Source organism: Eubacterium ramulus (assembly GCF_045002895.1).
Classification (GTDB): Bacteria; Bacillota; Clostridia; order Lachnospirales; family Lachnospiraceae; genus Eubacterium_I; species Eubacterium_I ramulus.
Window position 1 is genome coordinate 1,596,937 of record NZ_CP173382.1, and the last position, 17,602, is coordinate 1,614,538.

The 17,602-nt window shown below is 42.7% G+C and carries 19 protein-coding genes; 3 read left to right on the top strand and 16 right to left on the bottom strand.

Annotation, left to right across the window (positions count from 1 at the left end):
* Positions 1 to 142: 142 nt before the first annotated feature.
* The 5 genes from fsa to ACIRUQ_RS07580 form a co-directional block, all read right to left on the bottom strand.
* Entirely contained in the window at positions 143 to 796 is a 654-nt protein-coding gene (gene fsa, locus ACIRUQ_RS07560; protein WP_055289160.1) for a fructose-6-phosphate aldolase, read from the bottom strand.
* A gap of 270 nt (positions 797 to 1,066) precedes the next feature.
* Positions 1,067 to 1,654, bottom strand: coding sequence for a zf-HC2 domain-containing protein (locus ACIRUQ_RS07565; RefSeq protein ID WP_404856545.1), 588 nt, complete (start codon positions 1,652 to 1,654; stop codon positions 1,067 to 1,069).
* A 160-nt stretch (positions 1,655 to 1,814) separates the two neighbouring features.
* Positions 1,815 to 2,285, bottom strand: coding sequence for an RNA polymerase sigma factor (locus tag ACIRUQ_RS07570; RefSeq protein ID WP_021740078.1), 471 nt, complete (start codon positions 2,283 to 2,285; stop codon positions 1,815 to 1,817).
* Positions 2,286 to 2,711: 426 nt separating this feature from the next.
* Positions 2,712 to 3,266: a methylated-DNA--[protein]-cysteine S-methyltransferase gene (locus tag ACIRUQ_RS07575; protein WP_022035426.1), complete on the bottom strand. Its 555-nt coding sequence runs from the start codon at positions 3,264 to 3,266 to the stop codon at positions 2,712 to 2,714.
* A gap of 82 nt (positions 3,267 to 3,348) precedes the next feature.
* A complete protein-coding gene (locus ACIRUQ_RS07580) occupies positions 3,349 to 4,020 on the bottom strand; it encodes a DNA-3-methyladenine glycosylase (protein ID WP_022035427.1) in 672 nt (223 codons plus the stop codon).
* A gap of 357 nt (positions 4,021 to 4,377) precedes the next feature.
* Here ACIRUQ_RS07580 and ACIRUQ_RS07585 point away from each other — a divergent pair, with 357 nt between their 5' ends.
* Positions 4,378 to 5,262, top strand: a complete 885-nt coding sequence (locus tag ACIRUQ_RS07585; protein WP_022035429.1) for an RluA family pseudouridine synthase — start codon at positions 4,378 to 4,380, stop codon at positions 5,260 to 5,262.
* Between the two features lie 134 nt (positions 5,263 to 5,396).
* On the opposite strand, the gene ACIRUQ_RS07590 is transcribed toward ACIRUQ_RS07585, so the two are convergent.
* Together ACIRUQ_RS07590 and ACIRUQ_RS07595 are read right to left on the bottom strand one after the other, a co-directional pair.
* Positions 5,397 to 5,933, bottom strand: a complete 537-nt coding sequence (locus ACIRUQ_RS07590; RefSeq protein ID WP_022035430.1) for a DUF5662 family protein — start codon at positions 5,931 to 5,933, stop codon at positions 5,397 to 5,399.
* Positions 5,934 to 5,950: 17 nt separating this feature from the next.
* Positions 5,951 to 6,682, bottom strand: coding sequence for a TraX family protein (locus ACIRUQ_RS07595; protein ID WP_022035431.1), 732 nt, complete (start codon positions 6,680 to 6,682; stop codon positions 5,951 to 5,953).
* A 275-nt stretch (positions 6,683 to 6,957) separates the two neighbouring features.
* Here ACIRUQ_RS07595 and ACIRUQ_RS07600 point away from each other — a divergent pair, with 275 nt between their 5' ends.
* Positions 6,958 to 7,755, top strand: coding sequence for an SDR family oxidoreductase (locus tag ACIRUQ_RS07600; protein WP_055289165.1), 798 nt, complete (start codon positions 6,958 to 6,960; stop codon positions 7,753 to 7,755).
* A 760-nt stretch (positions 7,756 to 8,515) separates the two neighbouring features.
* Here ACIRUQ_RS07600 and ACIRUQ_RS07605 read toward each other — a convergent pair.
* The 9 genes from ACIRUQ_RS07605 to acpP form a co-directional block, all read right to left on the bottom strand.
* Positions 8,516 to 10,132 carry an acetyl-CoA carboxylase carboxyltransferase subunit alpha gene (locus ACIRUQ_RS07605; protein WP_404856552.1) on the bottom strand — a complete coding sequence of 539 codons (1,617 nt, stop codon included), beginning with the start codon at positions 10,130 to 10,132 and terminating at the stop codon, positions 8,516 to 8,518.
* Between the two features lie 229 nt (positions 10,133 to 10,361).
* Entirely contained in the window at positions 10,362 to 11,702 is a 1,341-nt protein-coding gene (locus ACIRUQ_RS07610) for an acetyl-CoA carboxylase biotin carboxylase subunit (RefSeq protein ID WP_021740189.1), read from the bottom strand.
* A gap of 10 nt (positions 11,703 to 11,712) precedes the next feature.
* Complete coding sequence (gene fabZ, locus ACIRUQ_RS07615) at positions 11,713 to 12,141, bottom strand: 3-hydroxyacyl-ACP dehydratase FabZ (protein WP_021740190.1); 429 nt, start codon at positions 12,139 to 12,141, stop codon at positions 11,713 to 11,715.
* A gap of 10 nt (positions 12,142 to 12,151) precedes the next feature.
* Positions 12,152 to 12,616 carry an acetyl-CoA carboxylase biotin carboxyl carrier protein gene (gene accB, locus ACIRUQ_RS07620; RefSeq protein WP_022035370.1) on the bottom strand — a complete coding sequence of 155 codons (465 nt, stop codon included), beginning with the start codon at positions 12,614 to 12,616 and terminating at the stop codon, positions 12,152 to 12,154.
* A gap of 74 nt (positions 12,617 to 12,690) precedes the next feature.
* Positions 12,691 to 13,926 carry a beta-ketoacyl-ACP synthase II gene (gene fabF / locus ACIRUQ_RS07625; RefSeq protein ID WP_022035369.1) on the bottom strand — a complete coding sequence of 412 codons (1,236 nt, stop codon included), beginning with the start codon at positions 13,924 to 13,926 and terminating at the stop codon, positions 12,691 to 12,693.
* A 114-nt stretch (positions 13,927 to 14,040) separates the two neighbouring features.
* A complete protein-coding gene (gene fabG, locus ACIRUQ_RS07630) occupies positions 14,041 to 14,790 on the bottom strand; it encodes a 3-oxoacyl-[acyl-carrier-protein] reductase (protein ID WP_055289170.1) in 750 nt (249 codons plus the stop codon).
* A 45-nt stretch (positions 14,791 to 14,835) separates the two neighbouring features.
* A complete protein-coding gene (gene fabD / locus ACIRUQ_RS07635) occupies positions 14,836 to 15,753 on the bottom strand; it encodes an ACP S-malonyltransferase (protein ID WP_055289173.1) in 918 nt (305 codons plus the stop codon).
* Positions 15,754 to 15,845: 92 nt separating this feature from the next.
* The gene (gene fabK / locus ACIRUQ_RS07640; RefSeq protein ID WP_021740195.1) at positions 15,846 to 16,769 is read right to left on the bottom strand and encodes an enoyl-[acyl-carrier-protein] reductase FabK; all 924 of its coding nucleotides are present in this window, start codon (positions 16,767 to 16,769) and stop codon (positions 15,846 to 15,848) included.
* 6 nt (positions 16,770 to 16,775) lie between these two features.
* Positions 16,776 to 17,009, bottom strand: a complete 234-nt coding sequence (gene acpP, locus ACIRUQ_RS07645; protein WP_055289177.1) for an acyl carrier protein — start codon at positions 17,007 to 17,009, stop codon at positions 16,776 to 16,778.
* A gap of 192 nt (positions 17,010 to 17,201) precedes the next feature.
* On the opposite strand from acpP, the gene ACIRUQ_RS07650 reads away from it, so the two are divergent.
* The gene (locus ACIRUQ_RS07650; protein WP_021740198.1) at positions 17,202 to 17,507 is read left to right on the top strand and encodes a DUF1292 domain-containing protein; all 306 of its coding nucleotides are present in this window, start codon (positions 17,202 to 17,204) and stop codon (positions 17,505 to 17,507) included.
* The last annotated feature ends 95 nt before the right edge of the window (positions 17,508 to 17,602 follow it).

The window sequence follows — 17,602 nt, forward strand, 5'->3', positions numbered from 1 at the left end:
ACTTACAACATTCAGGAAAGTCTTGGCATATTTCTCCCAAAAAAACAGGAACCAGAAACGTCCCGTTTTCTGATTCCCGTTTTTTATCTGGATATTAATTTCTGAATGGTCAGAACTTTGACACTTCTTTTTCTTCTCCAAATCATTCCCCAAATACTGCTTTATAATCCGCCTGGAACTTTTCGATTCCCTGATCTGTCAGTGGATGTTTTGTCATCTGCTCAATGACCTTGTACGGTACTGTCGCTATATCAGCACCTGCCAGTGCACAGTCAGTTACATGGATCGGATTTCTTACAGATGCCGCAATAATTTCTGTCTCATAACCATAGACAGCAAAAATCTCTGCGATCGTACGTACCAATTCGATGCCTGGTTGATTGATGTCATCCAGTCTGCCAAGAAACGGAGATACATAGGTCGCACCTGCCTCTGCTGCCAAAAGTGCCTGGTTTGCGGTAAAAATCAATGTTACATTCGTCTTGATGCCTTCTGCTGAAAGTACTTTGACGGCTTTCAGACCTTCGACGGTCATCGGGATTTTTACGACCATATTCGGATGGATTGCTGCAATCTCGCGCCCTTCTCTGATCATTCCTTCTGCATCTACAGTTGTAGATTTTACCTCTCCGGAAATCGGTCCGTCCACGATGGATGTAATTTCTTTGATGACTTCTTTAAAATCACGGCCTTCCTTTGCGATCAGTGATGGATTTGTTGTAACACCACAGATTACCCCCATATCATTCGCCCTTTTAATATCTTCTACATTTGCAGTGTCAATAAAAAACTTCATCTCTGGTAACCCCCTTCTTTAAATTATCTTTATTATACACCAATTTAGAATTTCTGCCACAACGGATTTCGTTTGATAGTTACTTCCGGTCCCAGAACGATATTCACACCATAAATAAGCGCCTCTTCTACAATCATCTATCCTATGATTTTACTACAAACGGACAGGAAACCATCATCAATATAGCATATCCTGATATATTTTAAGATTGGCTCTGAAATTATCTGAAAACAGCTTTCCCGGCAAATTTCACCGGATATTCTTTGTTCTCTATTTTTCCCATAAAACCGTCTCCGTGCCATCTGTGCCTCTGTAAATCACCCTGCTGATTTTTCTATTTTCCAGAGATTTTTCATAGCGGTATCTCTGGCCACTTTTTTCATAGCTGCGTCTGGCTGCCAGACTGTATCTTCCTGTCAAAACAATGGAATCGTCAACCACATCCTCATGCAGACGAACTTGTGCAGTGTCAATATCGATCCTGTCTTTTTCTTCTGAAGCAGTAACATGCACAATTGCATCTTCGTAACTGGCAGGAAAGACCGGCACAAAATTTATAATGCCAATAGCTGCTGCAAAAGAGACAATGATGACTGCAATCACTGCAACACGTTTTATCACTTTATTTTCCACATTTTTCAAAATCTGATGAAATTCGTTTTCCTTACCTTCTGCATGCGCTTCTGTGCGAGACACTTCTCTTACAATTGTTTCGTCTGTATAAGCACGGAAAACATGCCTGCAGCCCTCACATTCCGCCATGTGCGCTTCTACCAGCTTCCGACTCTCTGTGCTGCACATATGTTCAATATAAACCGGCATCAAATCCTGTATCACATCACAACTAATGTTATTCATAACCATCCTCCATAAAGCGAACATTCGCAATCCGCTTTCGCTACTTGCTCATGAACGCAGTCGCTTTGCGACCTGTCAGTGGGAGCTTTTAACTCCCACTGACATAAGCATCCCCCTTACCCACCGCTTAGTGCTCTACGCACTTGAAACGGGGGAATGCTTATTCTGCGTTCAAATTATCACTGATTTTCTGTTTTGCCCTGTAATAAGTAACCCCCGCCCAGCTTGGTGATTTTCCAAACAGTTCCGCAATTTCCACAAGAGCAACTTCACCAAACACATGCAAATAGAACACCTCTCTGTACGGTTCCGGCAGTTCATGCAGAACCTTTAACACAGCTTTCGCCGTATCTTTTTCCTCCAGTTTATGTACAAAATCATGTTCCGCACATTCGCGTTCTGCCGGTTCCTGCCCTTTTTTCTTTCTCAGATAAGAGTAATATATATTTTTTGCAATCTGGCAGAGCCAGGATTCCATTTTACAGTCGCCTCGAAAGCATTTTTCATGCAGGATTGCCTTTACAAACGTATCCTGCACGATATCTTCTGTAAGTTCGCGGTTTCCACAAAGTGAAAACACATATCCAAACACAATTTTATAATATCTGGATATGGTATCAATATCTTCCATTTCCACGCCTGCCTCTCATTTTTCATAACTATTTTTCATTCTGATATGCCTCCTCTAAATCTATTTTTACTAATAAGACGCATCAGAATACAATTCATTACAAATTTTATCAAAAAAATACGAAAAAAAGAACCGGCACCGACAATTTCTGTCACAGTTCCAGTTCTTTTTCTCATTATTACCTGTATCTGCCTCTACTTAATATTTCATCTCAGTCTGAGTTGAGACTCCCACTTCTGCAAGTGGTGAGTAATAACAAATCTTTCTCAGTGGGAGTTCAATCTCCGACTGAGATAAACGCTCCGCGAGGATGTGCAGTGATTCTGAGAAGAATATGTCAGCTTTCGCTGACCAGAATCACGCACCAAGTCTCACGTGCGTTCGACTTGAATGCTTCTTTATGCAAACACACGCGGTGTCACTTTTTCACCCAATGGTTTTGTTTTTGCAAATGGTTCCCTTTTTCGGCACATAAAACTGCTCCACATCCATATGTTCATATTCTAATAATTTTATTTTTTTATCAATACCACCTGCATAACCGGTCAGACTTCCATCCGTTCCCACCACTCTGTGACATGGCACAATAATCGAAATCGGGTTATGACCAACCGCACCACCCACTGCCTGTGCTGACATCCGGGTAAGTCCCCGCTGTTTTGCGATACATGCCGCAATTTCTCCGTAAGTCATGGTTTTTCCATAAGGAATCGACAGAAGAATTTTCCACACTTCCTGCCGGAATTCAGAGCCACTAGCAAAAGACACCGGTGGAAGAAAATCCGGCTCTTTTCCCTGAAAATAAATGTCCAGCCAACGGTCTGTCTCTTCAAATACCGGCAGCATTTTTTCTTCATGCTCCTTTGCCAAAGTCACAGCAAAATATTTCTGTCCGTCAAACCACAAACCTGTCAATACTTCGCCGTCACTTGCCACAGTGATGCCACCCAATGGTGAATGATAGTGATGTATGTATTCCATGTCTCTACCTCGTACCCTTTTCCATCTTTCTCTTACAATACAGTTATTCTTTTTTACTTTAATATAATTCCGAATGGCATTTTTATTTCACTTTCTTCTTCTCTGCCGTCTTACTCTTTATTGTTTTTGGTGCATAATCCTTCATACCCGGAATAGCACCTCCTGACACAGCCCACAGATACAGACTTGCCACACTGCAGTACGGTGAAAATCGTCTGCGATACTTTTCAAACATCTTTTTATCAATTTTTCTGTGATGATATACCATGCGAAGTCCCCGCAAAATCGCCAGATCACCATAACTGAATACATCCGACCGCTGCATACAGAACAGTAAAATCATTTCCGCTGTCCACACACCGATTCCATTCAATGACGATAATGCTTCAATTGCCTCCTGGTCTGACATCTGCCACACAGCATCCAGATCAAATGCTCCATTTTTTATTTTTTCTGCAAAATCTGTCAGATATTCCGCCTTCCGAAACGTCATTCCATACGCCTGAAGCTTCGGAATCCCTGCTTCCAGAATCGTCTCCGCGTCAATAACACCAAGATCATCCTTCATTCGCCGCCATATCGTCTCCTGCGCTTTCGTAGAAATCTGCTGTCCGATAATGTGATGTACCACGGAAGAAAAAAGATCCGTATCGACCTCTCGTTCAATCATCCCAATCTCTTCCATCACTTCCGCCAGTTTCTTGTCCTTTTGTTTCAAATACTCCAGTTCTGTTTCCCCATATTTAAAATACATTCTTATTCTCCGTTCTATGCTTGCTAAAATATAGTATTATTTCCATTCACGTGCTCACCTATTCTTGTGTCATTGTACCACTATTTTTCATCTGAATATATACGATACATAATTATTTTATTTCATAAAAAAATTGTCAAGTTACCGATAACAATATATAATCATATCTGATGTCTTATTCCGATTATTATTGATATCATTTTTACAATATATACACTCAAAACCTACAAAATTGAATCAGGAGGAACTTTTTATGAATATACAGATCATACCTTATCAGACACAGAATGCTGCACAGGCAGCCGAAGTATGGAACCAGGTTGTAGAGGACGGTCTTATTATGTGTTATAGTGTATTATGATTCGAAATTTAGATTATAAAATCACCCAGGAAGCTGATAGTATCCTTTCATTTTTAAAGGAGCACGGCTACTCTTCCAACTTGATTGTACACTTGAAAAAAACACCGGAAAGCATTTTAAAAAACGGCATCTGGAGTTATGTGAACGAGCCTCTCCACGCCGGAGATCTGCTTCACATCCACATAGAAGAAAACGAAGGCTCCGGCAATATTGTGCCAAATGAAATTCCGCTCTCCATTTTGTATGAAGATGAGGACATTCTGGTCATTGACAAACCGGCAAATATGCCAATTCATCCTTCTATGAATCATTATGAACAGACGCTGGCAAATGGCGTGCTGTGGTATTATGCCACGCAGCAGAATCCCTATACCTTCCGTTGCATTACACGGCTGGACCGGGATACCACCGGTGTCACACTTCTGGCAAAACACATGCTTTCCGCTTCTGTCCTGTCCAAAGCAATGCAGCAAAAACTGATTCAGAAGGAATATCTGGCACTTTGTGACGGTGTTACTCCAGAACACGGCACTATTAATGCGCCAATCTGTCGTGCCGCAGACTCTGTCATTGAACGATGCGTGGATTTCGAAAAAGGCGACTCTGCCGTGACACATTTTACCCGAGAGTGGACCAACGGACAGATTTCTCTGGTTCGAGTCAAACCGGAAACCGGACGCACTCATCAGATCCGTGTGCATATGAAACATACCGGGCATCCGCTTCTCGGTGATTTTCTGTATCATCCGGAAGATCACTCCATAAGCCGTCAGGCACTGCACTGCGCATCCCTGACTTTTACGCATCCGATCACCGGAGAAACATTAACCATAAACGCAAAACTGCCGGAAGATATGCAACAGCTTCTGTCTCAGTCGTAAAAATTTCGGCTGAGATAAAACTTACACATACCTTCCAGCATTTTGCTTATATAATATCGTGGTAAAATGGACATTCGCAATCCGCTTTCGCTACTTGTTCATGATCAACATTCGTCACTCATTATTTGTCTTTTTTACTTCTTATTATGCAATACTTCTCTGCGAATATAATCAAAGGTAGCATCCTCCCCCTCATCCGCCAGCATATACAACAGTTTTTCCAACAGTTCCCGTACTTCCGGATGCATGATATGCCGATTTTTCCCCCGCAGATAGTATTCCAGCGCACTCCGGTCCGTATATTTTTCCTTCTGATAATTTTTTGAAGCAGACATACGATCAATAAACATTTCTACCACATAGTTATCCGGCATACGCATTCCTACCATCGCCGGTTCCGATGGCATTCCATAATCAATCCAGTATTCCATATGATGTTTGTTGCGTCCTTTATGATGAAGCCATGCGGAAGAATAGCCCCTGTCCTCTCGTTCTGCATTGTTTGGACTGACATCTCCCTGATAATATTTGCAGCCAACCAGGAACTCCGACGGCATATATTTTGACAGATCATGCAGCAACCCCTGTTTATACAGACCTACCCGAAAGCAGCCTTTCATGACCAGCATTTTATGATGATTGATTGTCTTTAAATGTTTCCAGAATTTCAAAAACATGCCTCCCGTAGTTATCTCACTATAAAAAATGTACTCGCCTGTATCAGATGCAAAAGAAACAGATGCACCGGATAAAATGCATAAAATATATATTTTGCAGACGGTCCTTTCTTCCCATTATACAAAAGAATCGGCAAAAAGGCAATCACACCCGGAAGCTCGACCACACCAAAAAACAGTATAGCGATAACAGCAAATGAAACCGCCTGTGCAGGTACATTTTCATGTGTCATCCAGACAAGATAAATCAGCAGAATACCACCAGCACCGTAATCTGTCTGCAATACCTGTGCCACGCAACTACAAACAGCTACTACAATGAACTGCCAGATTATCGGAATTGGCTGACCTTCTATCCAGGCTTCCTGTATCAGATCACTTCTATGCTGTTTTATATAAGATGCCCCATTCTGAATCAGATCCAGCATCACCAGTCCAATACCCAGTGTCCAGAATACATTCTGTGAATGAATATTGACGATTTCGTTCGAAAAAGCCAGATCAAACGGAATTTCTGAAATGAGAGCAAATAAAAACATCCTCAATTCGTATTTTCGAATTTTTCTGGTATGAATACTTCCTTCCACAAGCAAAAAGACAAACAATGGAAATGATATTCTTCCAATATAACGGAACATCATATTCATTGGGAACAGCACTGCACCCACATGATCAATGACCATTGTTATAATGGCAATCATCTTCAGTATAAAACTGTTGATACATTTATATTTTTTATTCATAAATACGTCCTCTTCACTTTCTGTAATTCTCACCCCATCATCTTATCATAGTTTGATCTGTATGTAACCCTGATTTTTCATGGTATCTTCTCTCATGTTTATACTGCAATAACTTGCACCGTATCCACATTTGTTATAATATAAAAGAAGTTTTATCAGAATTTCTATCTTAAAATAAGGCTACCGCAATTCCACTGGCTTTAGACAATGGGGAGTTTACCTTTTTTGATAGTAAAAAAACACATTTTGGAAATAATCCGGAGGATTTAATATATATGAACATTGCAATTATCACTGGTGCTTCCAGTGGTCTCGGACGTGAATTTGCTTTACAGCTCTGTCACAACTATGCTGCTGAAATTGATGAAATCTGGCTGCTCGCAAGACGAAAAGAACCATTGCTTACTCTGGCACAGGAAATATCTGCCACTGGAATCTGCGTTGGTGCTGCCATGCCAATGGACATTACAGATAAGGAACAAATGAAAGATTTTCAGGATAAACTGGAGATTGAGATGCCAACCGTCAAATATCTGATCAACGCTGCCGGATTTGCCAAAATTGGCGGACCATTCACATTGCAGCCGGAAGAATTAACCCATATGATCGATCTGAACTGTAAAGCAGCCGTGCATATGACTGCAATTTGTATGCCGCACTTTACCAAAGGCTCCCACATTTTACAAATCTGTTCTACAGCAGGCTTTCAGCCGATGCAGGGACTTAATGTATATGCCGCATCCAAAGCTTTTCTGCTGCGCTACAGCCAGGCGCTTCGCTGGGAACTGATTGGGAAACAAATTTATGTGACAGCAGTCTGCCCCTACTGGATCAAAGATACCGAATTTATCAGTGTTGCAAAACATACTGACAATCCGAAAGCGGCTCACGCGGTACATCACTTTCCACTGGCTTCCAAAACAAAATCTGTGGTACGTCTTGCCTTGCTTGATAACAAACTCGGACTATGGGTATCCACTCCGGGACCGGTCTGTTTTGTACATCGACTATTCTGTAAAATCATGCCGCCGGTAGTTGCTATGGGTTGGTGGGAACTGATTCGCCGCATATAAATTCTTGTTTGTCTTGTTGTTGGCTGAAATTTAATTTTTAATACGAAAACGAAGCATCCTGTCAGGACGCTAGACGCTCACTACCCTCGTTTCACGTCGTTTTCATCGCGCTCGTTCCCACGCCTGAAAAAGAGGTCGTTCCCACTCGCGCAAAAACTCGTGAAACTCGATCGTTTGCTTAATCGCTTTCCCTGACAGGATGCTTCGTTTTCTGTATTTACACAGTGAAATAATCAGCCATTTACACGACGCACTGCGTGCCACACATGCATATAAGTTGATAGCATAGTCTTTGTTGTGTTGCATGTGCAGATCTACAATTAGGTATGTTATAAAGTACAACAGTGTAGCAGTTCTTTTTTAGAGTATGCCGCTTCGCGCTCGACAAGATTTTTCACTCTGACTCAGAATCTAAAATAGTTAATAGATGACTTTAGCTTCCGTGTCATTCTTTGCTCTATATAAATTTGCGCATGCGACATAACGAATATTATGTTATCAGCTTGTGTGCATGCGTGGCATGAGGTGCCATCACGTAAATGAGACAAAACTGAAACGAACTCCAACAAAAGGATCGTTGTAAAATTTTCGTCGTGGCTGTTGCATTTAGCCCGACCGCGTGAGTGTGTCTGAGGCTGCTGTTTTTGCAGCCGAGTTCGCGGAAGCGGTCGGAGATAAGCGATGCAACGGACACAGAAAATTTTTCATGTCCTTGTTGGAGTTCGTTTCAGTTTGTCTCTTTACACAGATAAACAAGATTTTAAAATTGACGGAACCGGGCATATCGTTCTTCGGCCAGCACTTCCGGTTCTTTTTCAAGATTTTCCGCGAGAAAACCACGGATTCGGTTCTTCATATCGTTACTGAGTTCCACCAAATTGGCTTCACTTGCCGGCATCGGCTCCTCAATGACATCATCCACGATTCCCATCTCCAGCAGATCTTTTGCAGTTACTTTCATCAATGCTGCTGCCTCAGGTGCACGTTTGCCATCTTTCCAAAGGATCGATGCAAATCCTTCCGGGGAAAGAATGGTATAAGTCGCATTTTCCATCATCCAGACTTTGTTGCCGACAGCCAGTGCCAACGCACCACCACTGCCGCCTTCGCCGATGACAATACTCAATACCGGTACTTTCAAAGCTGCCATTTCATACAGGTTTCTGGCAATCGCCTCCCCCTGGCCGTGTTCCTCGGCTTCCAGTCCCGGAAATGCTCCCGGTGTGTCGATAAAGTTGATGATCGGACGATGAAATTTCTCCGCCTGTTTCATCAGACGCAATGCTTTGCGATATCCTTCCGGAGACGGCATACCAAAGTTTCTCGTAATATTTTCTTTTGTGGTCCGTCCTTTCTGCTGTCCAATCACCGTAATCGGACATTCATCCAGATATGCGATTCCACCTACCGTTGCTCCATCATCATCTACATGACGGTCTCCGTGAAATTCTTCAAAATCACTGAAGATTTCATGAATGTAATCCAATGCCGTAAGTCGTTCGGAAGCTCTTGCTGCCATGACACGATCCCAGGCGGTCATTTTTCCTTTTTTCTTTTTCTGTCCATGCATGATATCAGACACATCTACTGTCGCAATAGTATCCGCGGAAGCTTTCTGTGTATGCATATGCAACAGACGCGCCAAGGTATCTTTCATATCCTCACGGCGGATAATCCCATCAATGAGACCGTGTTCCACCAGGAACTCTGCCCGCTGAAAACCTTCTGGCAACTTCTGTCCAATCGTCTGCTCAATGACGCGGGGACCGGCAAAGCCTACCAGTGCCCCCGGCTCTGCCAGGATAATATCGCCCAGCATGGCGAAACTTGCCGTCACTCCACCGGTAGTCGGATCAGTAAGCACAGAAACATATAACAGTCCTGCATCGGAATGTTTTTTCAATGCTGCAGACGTTTTTGCCATCTGCATCAGGGAAACCATTCCTTCCTGCATACGGGCACCACCGGAACAACAGAAAATAATAACCGGGAGTTTCATTTCTGTTGCTTTTTCCACGGCACGGGTGATTTTTTCGCCCACCACATATCCCATACTTCCCATAAGAAAGCGTGCATCACATACTGCAATGACCGTTTTCTCTCCTTTGATGGTACATACACCGGTTGTCACAGCTTCATCAATATGAAGTTTTTCCTTTAATCCGTCTAATTTTTCCGGATACCCCGGATAATCCAGTGGATTTGCTGTCTCAAGACCGGTATCCCACTCTTCAAAAGACTGCTTGTCTGCAACCATGCGCAATCTGCGCTTTGTGGAAAGACGGAAATATTTGCCGCATTTATAGCAGGAATAGTGATTGTGTACCACATCTTCTTTGTAAAGTAATTCCCCGCATGCATCGCATTTGATCCACATGCCCTCCGGGATATCCTGCTCTTTTCGCGGAACTGTAATATAGTTTGTTTTCTTAAACTTTAACACTATGCTTCACCTTTCCTAATTCAAGATTCGCTCGCGAATCTTGCTGCAAGATGGACATCAGCAAAGCTGATATATTCCTCTGTCCATCTCTGCAATCCTCGCGGAGCATTTTGAATAATTGACGATATTTTCATACAATTCTATACACTATCTTCTGCGTCAATTATTCAAAATAGTTCTCGATAAAACTAGTTGTAATGTTTCCGGACTGAAATACCGGATGTGTAATGATATCGTACTGGTAATCCAGGTTTGTGGTAATTCCGTCAATATTGACTTCACCCAGTGCACTGCGCATTTTATCGATGGCTGTCTGTCTGTCTTTTCCGTAAACAATGATCTTTGCAATCATAGAATCATAATTCGGCGGAATCGTATAACCGGTATAAATCGCAGAATCAATGCGGACACCATTCCCTCCCGGTAAATGCAGATAATCGATTTTGCCCGGACAAGGCATAAAATTCTTTGCCGGATTTTCTGCATTCAGACGACATTCAATAGCATGACCGGTGATATGAATATCTTTCTGCTTCCACTGAAGCTTTTCGCCGGCTGCAATAAAAATCTGCTCTTTGATCAGATCCAGACCTGTTACCATCTCTGTTACCGGATGTTCTACCTGGATTCGTGTATTCATTTCCATGAAATAGAACTTTTTGTTTTTATCTAATAAAAATTCAATGGTTCCGGCGCTCTCATAGTTTGCTGCTTTTGCTGCGCGGACTGCCACTTCCCCCATCTGGGCACGGAGTTTATCGTCCAGTGCTGCGGATGGTGACTCTTCTACCATCTTCTGGTGACGACGCTGAATGGAACAGTCGCGCTCGCCAAGAGAAATGACATTTCCGTATTTGTCTGCCAGAATCTGGAACTCAATATGACGTGGATCCTCGATATATTTTTCGATATACATGGTATCATCTGCAAAACCATTTACGGACTCTGTCTGTGCCACCTCAAAATTTTCCGTAAAATCTTCACGGCTGTGAGAAATACGCATTCCTTTTCCACCGCCGCCGCTAGCTGCCTTGATCATAACCGGAAAACCAATCTGCTCTGCCAGTTTCAGTCCATAATCAGCTGTATAAACAGCTTCTTTTGTACCAGGAACAACCGGAACTTTTGCATTGATCATGGTATTTCTTGCTTCCTGTTTGTTTCCCATCCGACGGATGACTTCTGCGGATGGTCCGATGAAAGCAATGTGGCATTGTTCACACATCTGCGCGAATTTTGCATTTTCTGACAAAAAACCAAAGCCCGGATGAATTGCTTCTGCCTTAGAAGCAATTGCTGCGCTCAAAATCCGTTCCATATTCAGATAACTATCTGCCGGTGCTGCTTTTCCGATACAAATGGCTTCATCTGCCAGCTGTGTATGCAACGCATCTTTATCTGCTGTCGAATAGACTGCCACAGAAGTGATTCCGAGTTCTCTGCAGGCACGGATGATACGCACCGCAATTTCACCTCTGTTTGCAATTAATATTTTCTGAAACATGTTCTCTCTCCTAACCGATGGCGAATGTCAGCTCTGCAATAACAGCTACTTTCCCGTTTACGGTTGCTTTTGCAGAAGCCACACCGACAGGACCTTTCTGCTTAATCATGGTTGTTTCCAACATCAGAACATCTCCGGGTACAACTTTGCGTTTGAACTTTGCGGAATTGATAGCTCCAAAGTAAGCGGTTTTCCCTCTAAATTCATCACAACCAAGAATCGCTACTGCACCAACCTGTGCAAGTGCTTCTACGATCAGTACACCCGGCATCACCGGTTCTGCCGGAAAATGTCCTGCAAAATACGGCTCATTATAGCTGACACATTTTTTTCCTACCGCACGTTTCCCCGGTTCTAATTCCTCAATTGTATCAATCAGCAGAAATGGCTGCCGATGCGGAATGATCTCCATGATTTCTTTTGTTGTTAAAACTGACATTTCAGACCTCCTACTCAATCACAAACATTGGCTGATCAAATTCTACCAGATCACCATTTTTTACGAGAATTGCTTTTACGGTTCCATCAAACTCGGACTCGATCTCATTCATCAGTTTCATTGCTTCCACGATGCCAAGTACCTGACCTTTTTTTACCATATCTCCCACTTGTACATATGGTGCAGCATCCGGAGAACTTGCAGAATAAAAGGTTCCGACTAATGGACTTTTTACAATATTTCCTGTAACCTCCTCTGATACATCAGTATCCGCTGATACAGAAGTATCTGCGCATACCTGTAACGGTGCTGCAACAGCTGCCGGAGCAATCATCTCGACCGGCGCCGAAGCCACGATTTTCTTCTCAGGATGTTTTTTTATTTTTACGGAAACGCCATTTTCTTCATAACAGAAATCTGTCAGACCTGCTTCGGAAACAGCGTTCATTAATTCGATTAACTGGCTAACTTCCATCTTTTTTCCTTTCTTTTTTCCAGCAGATATAAGGTATGACTTTTTACCAAATCATGCTGCCGGACAATTACTTCTTACTCTGTATACTTTTTAATCAGTAAACTTGCATTATGTCCACCAAATGCCAGAGAGTTTGTCAGCGCGTATTCAAAATCCATATCGACGCCGTGTCCCTGTACATAATCCAGATCCAGCTCTTCATCCGGCTGCTCCAAACCTACAGTCTGATGTACATAACCATGATTCATCTGAAGCACACAGGCAATAAACTCAACTGCACCGGCCGCTCCTAACAGATGGCCGATCATGGATTTTGTAGAGTTTACTTTGATATCATATGCATGCTCACCGAAGGCTGCCTTAATGGCTCTTGTCTCAAACAAATCATTATGATGTGTACTTGTTCCGTGTGCATTGATGTAGGTAATTTCTTCCGGAGCTACATTTGCATCTTTCAGCGCAAATAACATAGCATTTTTTGCTCCTTCTCCATCCTCTGCCGGCGATGTAATATGATATGCATCACTGGTTGCGCCATAACCAACAACCTCTGCAAGGATTTTTGCACCTCTTGCTTTTGCATGCTCTAACTCTTCCAGCACAACAACTCCCGCACCGTCACCGATGACAAATCCATCACGGTCTTTGTCAAACGGAATTGAACAACGCTCCGGATTGTTGGATGTGGAAAGTGCAGTCAACGCTGTAAATCCGCCGACGCCGATCGGAGTGATCGCATTTTCCGTACCACCTGCCAGCATCACGTCTGCTTCTCCGTATTGAATGGAGCGGAATGCTTCACCGATGGAATGAGTACCTGTTGCGCAGGCTGTTACCACATTGATACTTTTTCCTTTTATGCCAAGCTGAATGGTTACGTTTCCGGTTGCCATATTTGTGATCATCAGTGGAACAAGTAACGGATTAATTCTGGACGGTCCTTTCTCCAGAAGTTTCTTATGCTCACGCTCGATAGACTGTAAACTTCCGACACCGGAACCAATGGCGCAGCCAACACGATACGGATCTTCTTTTTCCATATCCAAACCGGCATCCTCAAATGCTTCTTTTGCTGCTGCCACTGCATACTGTGCAAACGGCTCCATTCTTCTTGCTGCCTTTTTATCCATACGGTCTGCTGCCACAAAACCTTTTACTTCTGCTGCGACTTTTACCTTGAAATCTGTGGTATCAAAATAAGTAATCTCGCCGAAACCTGTTTTTCCGGCTTTTAGTCCTTCCCAGTATTCATCTACATTTAAACCGATGGGATTGACGGTTCCCATTCCGGTCACTACTACTCGTCTCATCTATGTGTCTCCTTTTTTACATTTTCTATACACTTTGATAAACATGTAACGTGTACTGTTGTACACAACGCCTGCACTCTCAATAATATTTGAAAGGATTATGCCACTGCATGTTTACATTGCCATGCCACCGTCCACACAAATTACCTGACCGGTGATATAGGACGCTTTTTCGGATGCCAGAAATGCAACTGTATTTGCAATCTCTTCCGTTTTTCCATAACGTCCGAATGGGATCTGTGCCTTTCCGGCTTCTTTTGCCGCATCTGTCATCTGATCAAGCATTTCTGTCTCAATAAATCCAGGTGCTACTGCATTCACACGGATGCCACGACTTGCAAGCTCTCTTGCCATAGATTTTGTCATGCCGATGACGCCTGCTTTGGAAGCGCAATAGTTCATCTGTCCCGGATTACCAAGAATTCCGGATACAGAAGAAATATTAACAATGCTTCCGCTTTTCTGTTTCAACATATATCTTGCAATATGACGCATCGTATTGAAACTTCCCTTCAGATTCGTATCAATAACTGCATCGAATTCTTCTTCTTTCATTTTCATCAGAAGATTGTCTTTTGTAATTCCGGCATTGTTTACCAGAACATCAATGTGACCAAATTTTTTGTGAATAGATTTGATCATCTCTTCTACTGCCACAAAATCTGCCACGCTGCACTGCCAGATTTCTGCCTGACCACCGGCTGCCTTGATAGTCTCAACCACTGCCTCTGCCGCTTCCTTTGATCCGTTATAATTTACAATAACATAAGCCCCTTCCTGTGCCAGCGTCATGGCAATCTGTCTGCCGATTCCTCGACTTGCACCGGTAACTATGGCTACTTTATCTGTTAATAATTTCTCCATACTGCCTCCTGCATTCCAGCCCTGCAAAATCTGTTTCAATGAAAGTTATATCACTTCTAATACGGACTCCAGATCCGTCACCTTATCAACGTGATAAGCTGGAACGGTTTTATCTATACGTTTCATAAATCCACAAAGGGATTTTTTTGGTCCAATTTCAATAAATGCCTCTACACCGTCTGCGATCATGCGTTCTACGCTCTGCTGCCAGCGGACGGATGAGGAAATCTGTTTTTTCAGTAATTCTTTTACCTGTGACGAATCTGTCACATAATCAGCAGTTACATTTGTAATATAAGGAACTGCAATTTTATGAATTTCTACCTGCTCTAATTCTGCCGCAAGTTTTTCTCCCGCCGGCAACAACATCGCTGAGTGGAACGGACCGCTGACATTCAGCGGTGTACACCGTTTTGCACCTGCTTCTTTCAAGGCTGCCGCTGCCGTGTCCACGGCTTTCTGCTCACCGGTGATTACAATCTGTCCCGGACAGTTATAATTTGCAATGGATACAATTCCTTCCGTCTCTTTACAGATATTTTCAATAACTGCCGTGTCTGCCCCAAGCACTGCAGTCATGGCTCCGCCTGTCGGAACCGCTTCCTGCATAAATTCTCCACGTTTTGTCACCACACGGAATGCATCTTCCGGTGTCATTACTCCGGATGCAACCAATGCTGCATACTCACCAAGGCTCAAGCCTGCATTTACTGCAGATTCTACTCCTTTTTCACGCAGCACACTCCAGATTGCAAGCTCATCTGCAAGCATTGCAATCTGGGTGTATTTTGTGATATTAATATTTTCATTTTCTTCGAAAAGAAGCTCCTTCATAGGGATACCGCTTACTTTTTCTGCCAGATCGATCATTTCTTTTGCACATGGGAAAGTCTCATAAAAATCTTTTCCCATGCCAACGTACTGTGACCCCTGACCGGGAAAAATAAACGCTATTTTTTTCATTTTATTTGCTCCTTTTCGCTTATCATTGCAACTCTTTTCAGGTAAACTTCTGTTATCCTTATGTTTTTCCCTGAATCTAATTGTCTTTTTTGTTAGCAGTGCATTAATTTCTCTGCCTGCTCCATAATTTCTTCCACAATTTCCTTACAGCTCTGCTCTTTCTTGATCAGGCCTGCAATCTGGCCAGCCATAACAGTTCCATTCTTAACATCACCGTCGATAACTGCATTTCGAAGAGATCCGACCGTCAAACGCTCCAGCTCTTCAAATCCGGCTCCTTCTTTTTCCAGACGCAGATACTCTCTGGACATCTGATTCCTCAAACAACGGATTGGATGTCCGTTGCTGCGGCCAGTTACTTCAGAATCAATGTCTTTCGCTTTGATGATCTTCTGTTTGTAATTCTCATGACAGATGCACTCGGCAGCCACACAGAATCTGGTACCGATCTGTACGGCTTCTGCACCAAGCATCATCGCTGCTGCAAATCCTCTTCCGTCTGCAATACCACCAGCTGCGATTACCGGAATCTCCACTGCATCAACGACCTGCGGAACCAGTGTCATAGTTGTCGCGGATCCGATATGACCACCGGACTCTGTTCCCTCAGCAACAACCGCATCCGCACCGGCTTTCTCCATCATTTTTGCAAGAGCCACACTTGCAACAACCGGAACAACTTTGATTCCGGCAGCTTTCCACATTTCCATGTATTTACCCGGATTACCGGCACCGGTTGTAACAACCTTGACACCTTCCTCCACAACAATATGTGCTACCTCTTCCGCATACGGGCTAAGCAGCATAATATTTACACCAAACGGCTTATCTGTCAATTTCTTTGCTTCGCGAATCTGTGTCCGAACCACATCGCCCGGCGCACTTGCCGCACCGATCAAACCAAGACCACCCGCATTGGAAACTGCTGCCGCCAGATGATAATCTGCTACCCAGGCCATACCGCCCTGAATGATCGGATATTCAATTCCAAAAAGTTCTGTAATTCTTGTTTTCATTTAAATCTATTCCTCTACACCATGTGCTTTCAGGTAATCGATAATTGCGCCAACTGTTGTAAGGCTCTCAAGTTCCTCAGATGGAATTTCGATACCATACTCCTCTTCCAGAGCCATAACCAGTTCAAATAAATCTAAAGAATCTGCATCCAGATCCTCTTTAAAGTTGGACTCCAGTGTAATTTTATCCTCATCTACTGATAACTGATCTGCGATCATTTCTTTCATTTTCTCTAACATAATTTTATTCTTCCTTTCAAATTGTTTTTACCTCAAATATTTTGATATTCAAAGTATATGCGATTTCTTTTCTTTTGTCAACAAAAAAATGGGAAAAAGAATTGACTTTTGTACTGCAAATTTTTATACTTGTAGTATTCTATGGGGTAAAGTCCTATATAAGAATATATAGAAAAAAAGAGGACAATTAAAATGAGTAATCCGAATAACGTAAACAATGAAGATGAAATCTTCGATCCACAGGAAATGTTTGTTACGCTAGATCTTGATGATGGTTCCCAGCTGGAATGTCAGATTCTGACCATCTTTGATGTGGATAATCAGAATTACATCGCACTGGTTCCGGTTGATAATGATGATGAAGTCATCTTCTACCGCTACTTTGAAGACGAAGAAGGCAATCCATCTCTCGAAAACATTGATCATGATGATGAATTCGATGCAGTCAGCGACCGCTTCGATGAGTTACTGGACGAAGAAGAATTTGATCAGATGTAAGCTGTGATTAATTTTTAAGTTATGAAAAGGTAGGGTCAGATTTGTCTCATTCACTGAGATAAATCTGACTCTACCTTCTTTTACGATCTCTTACT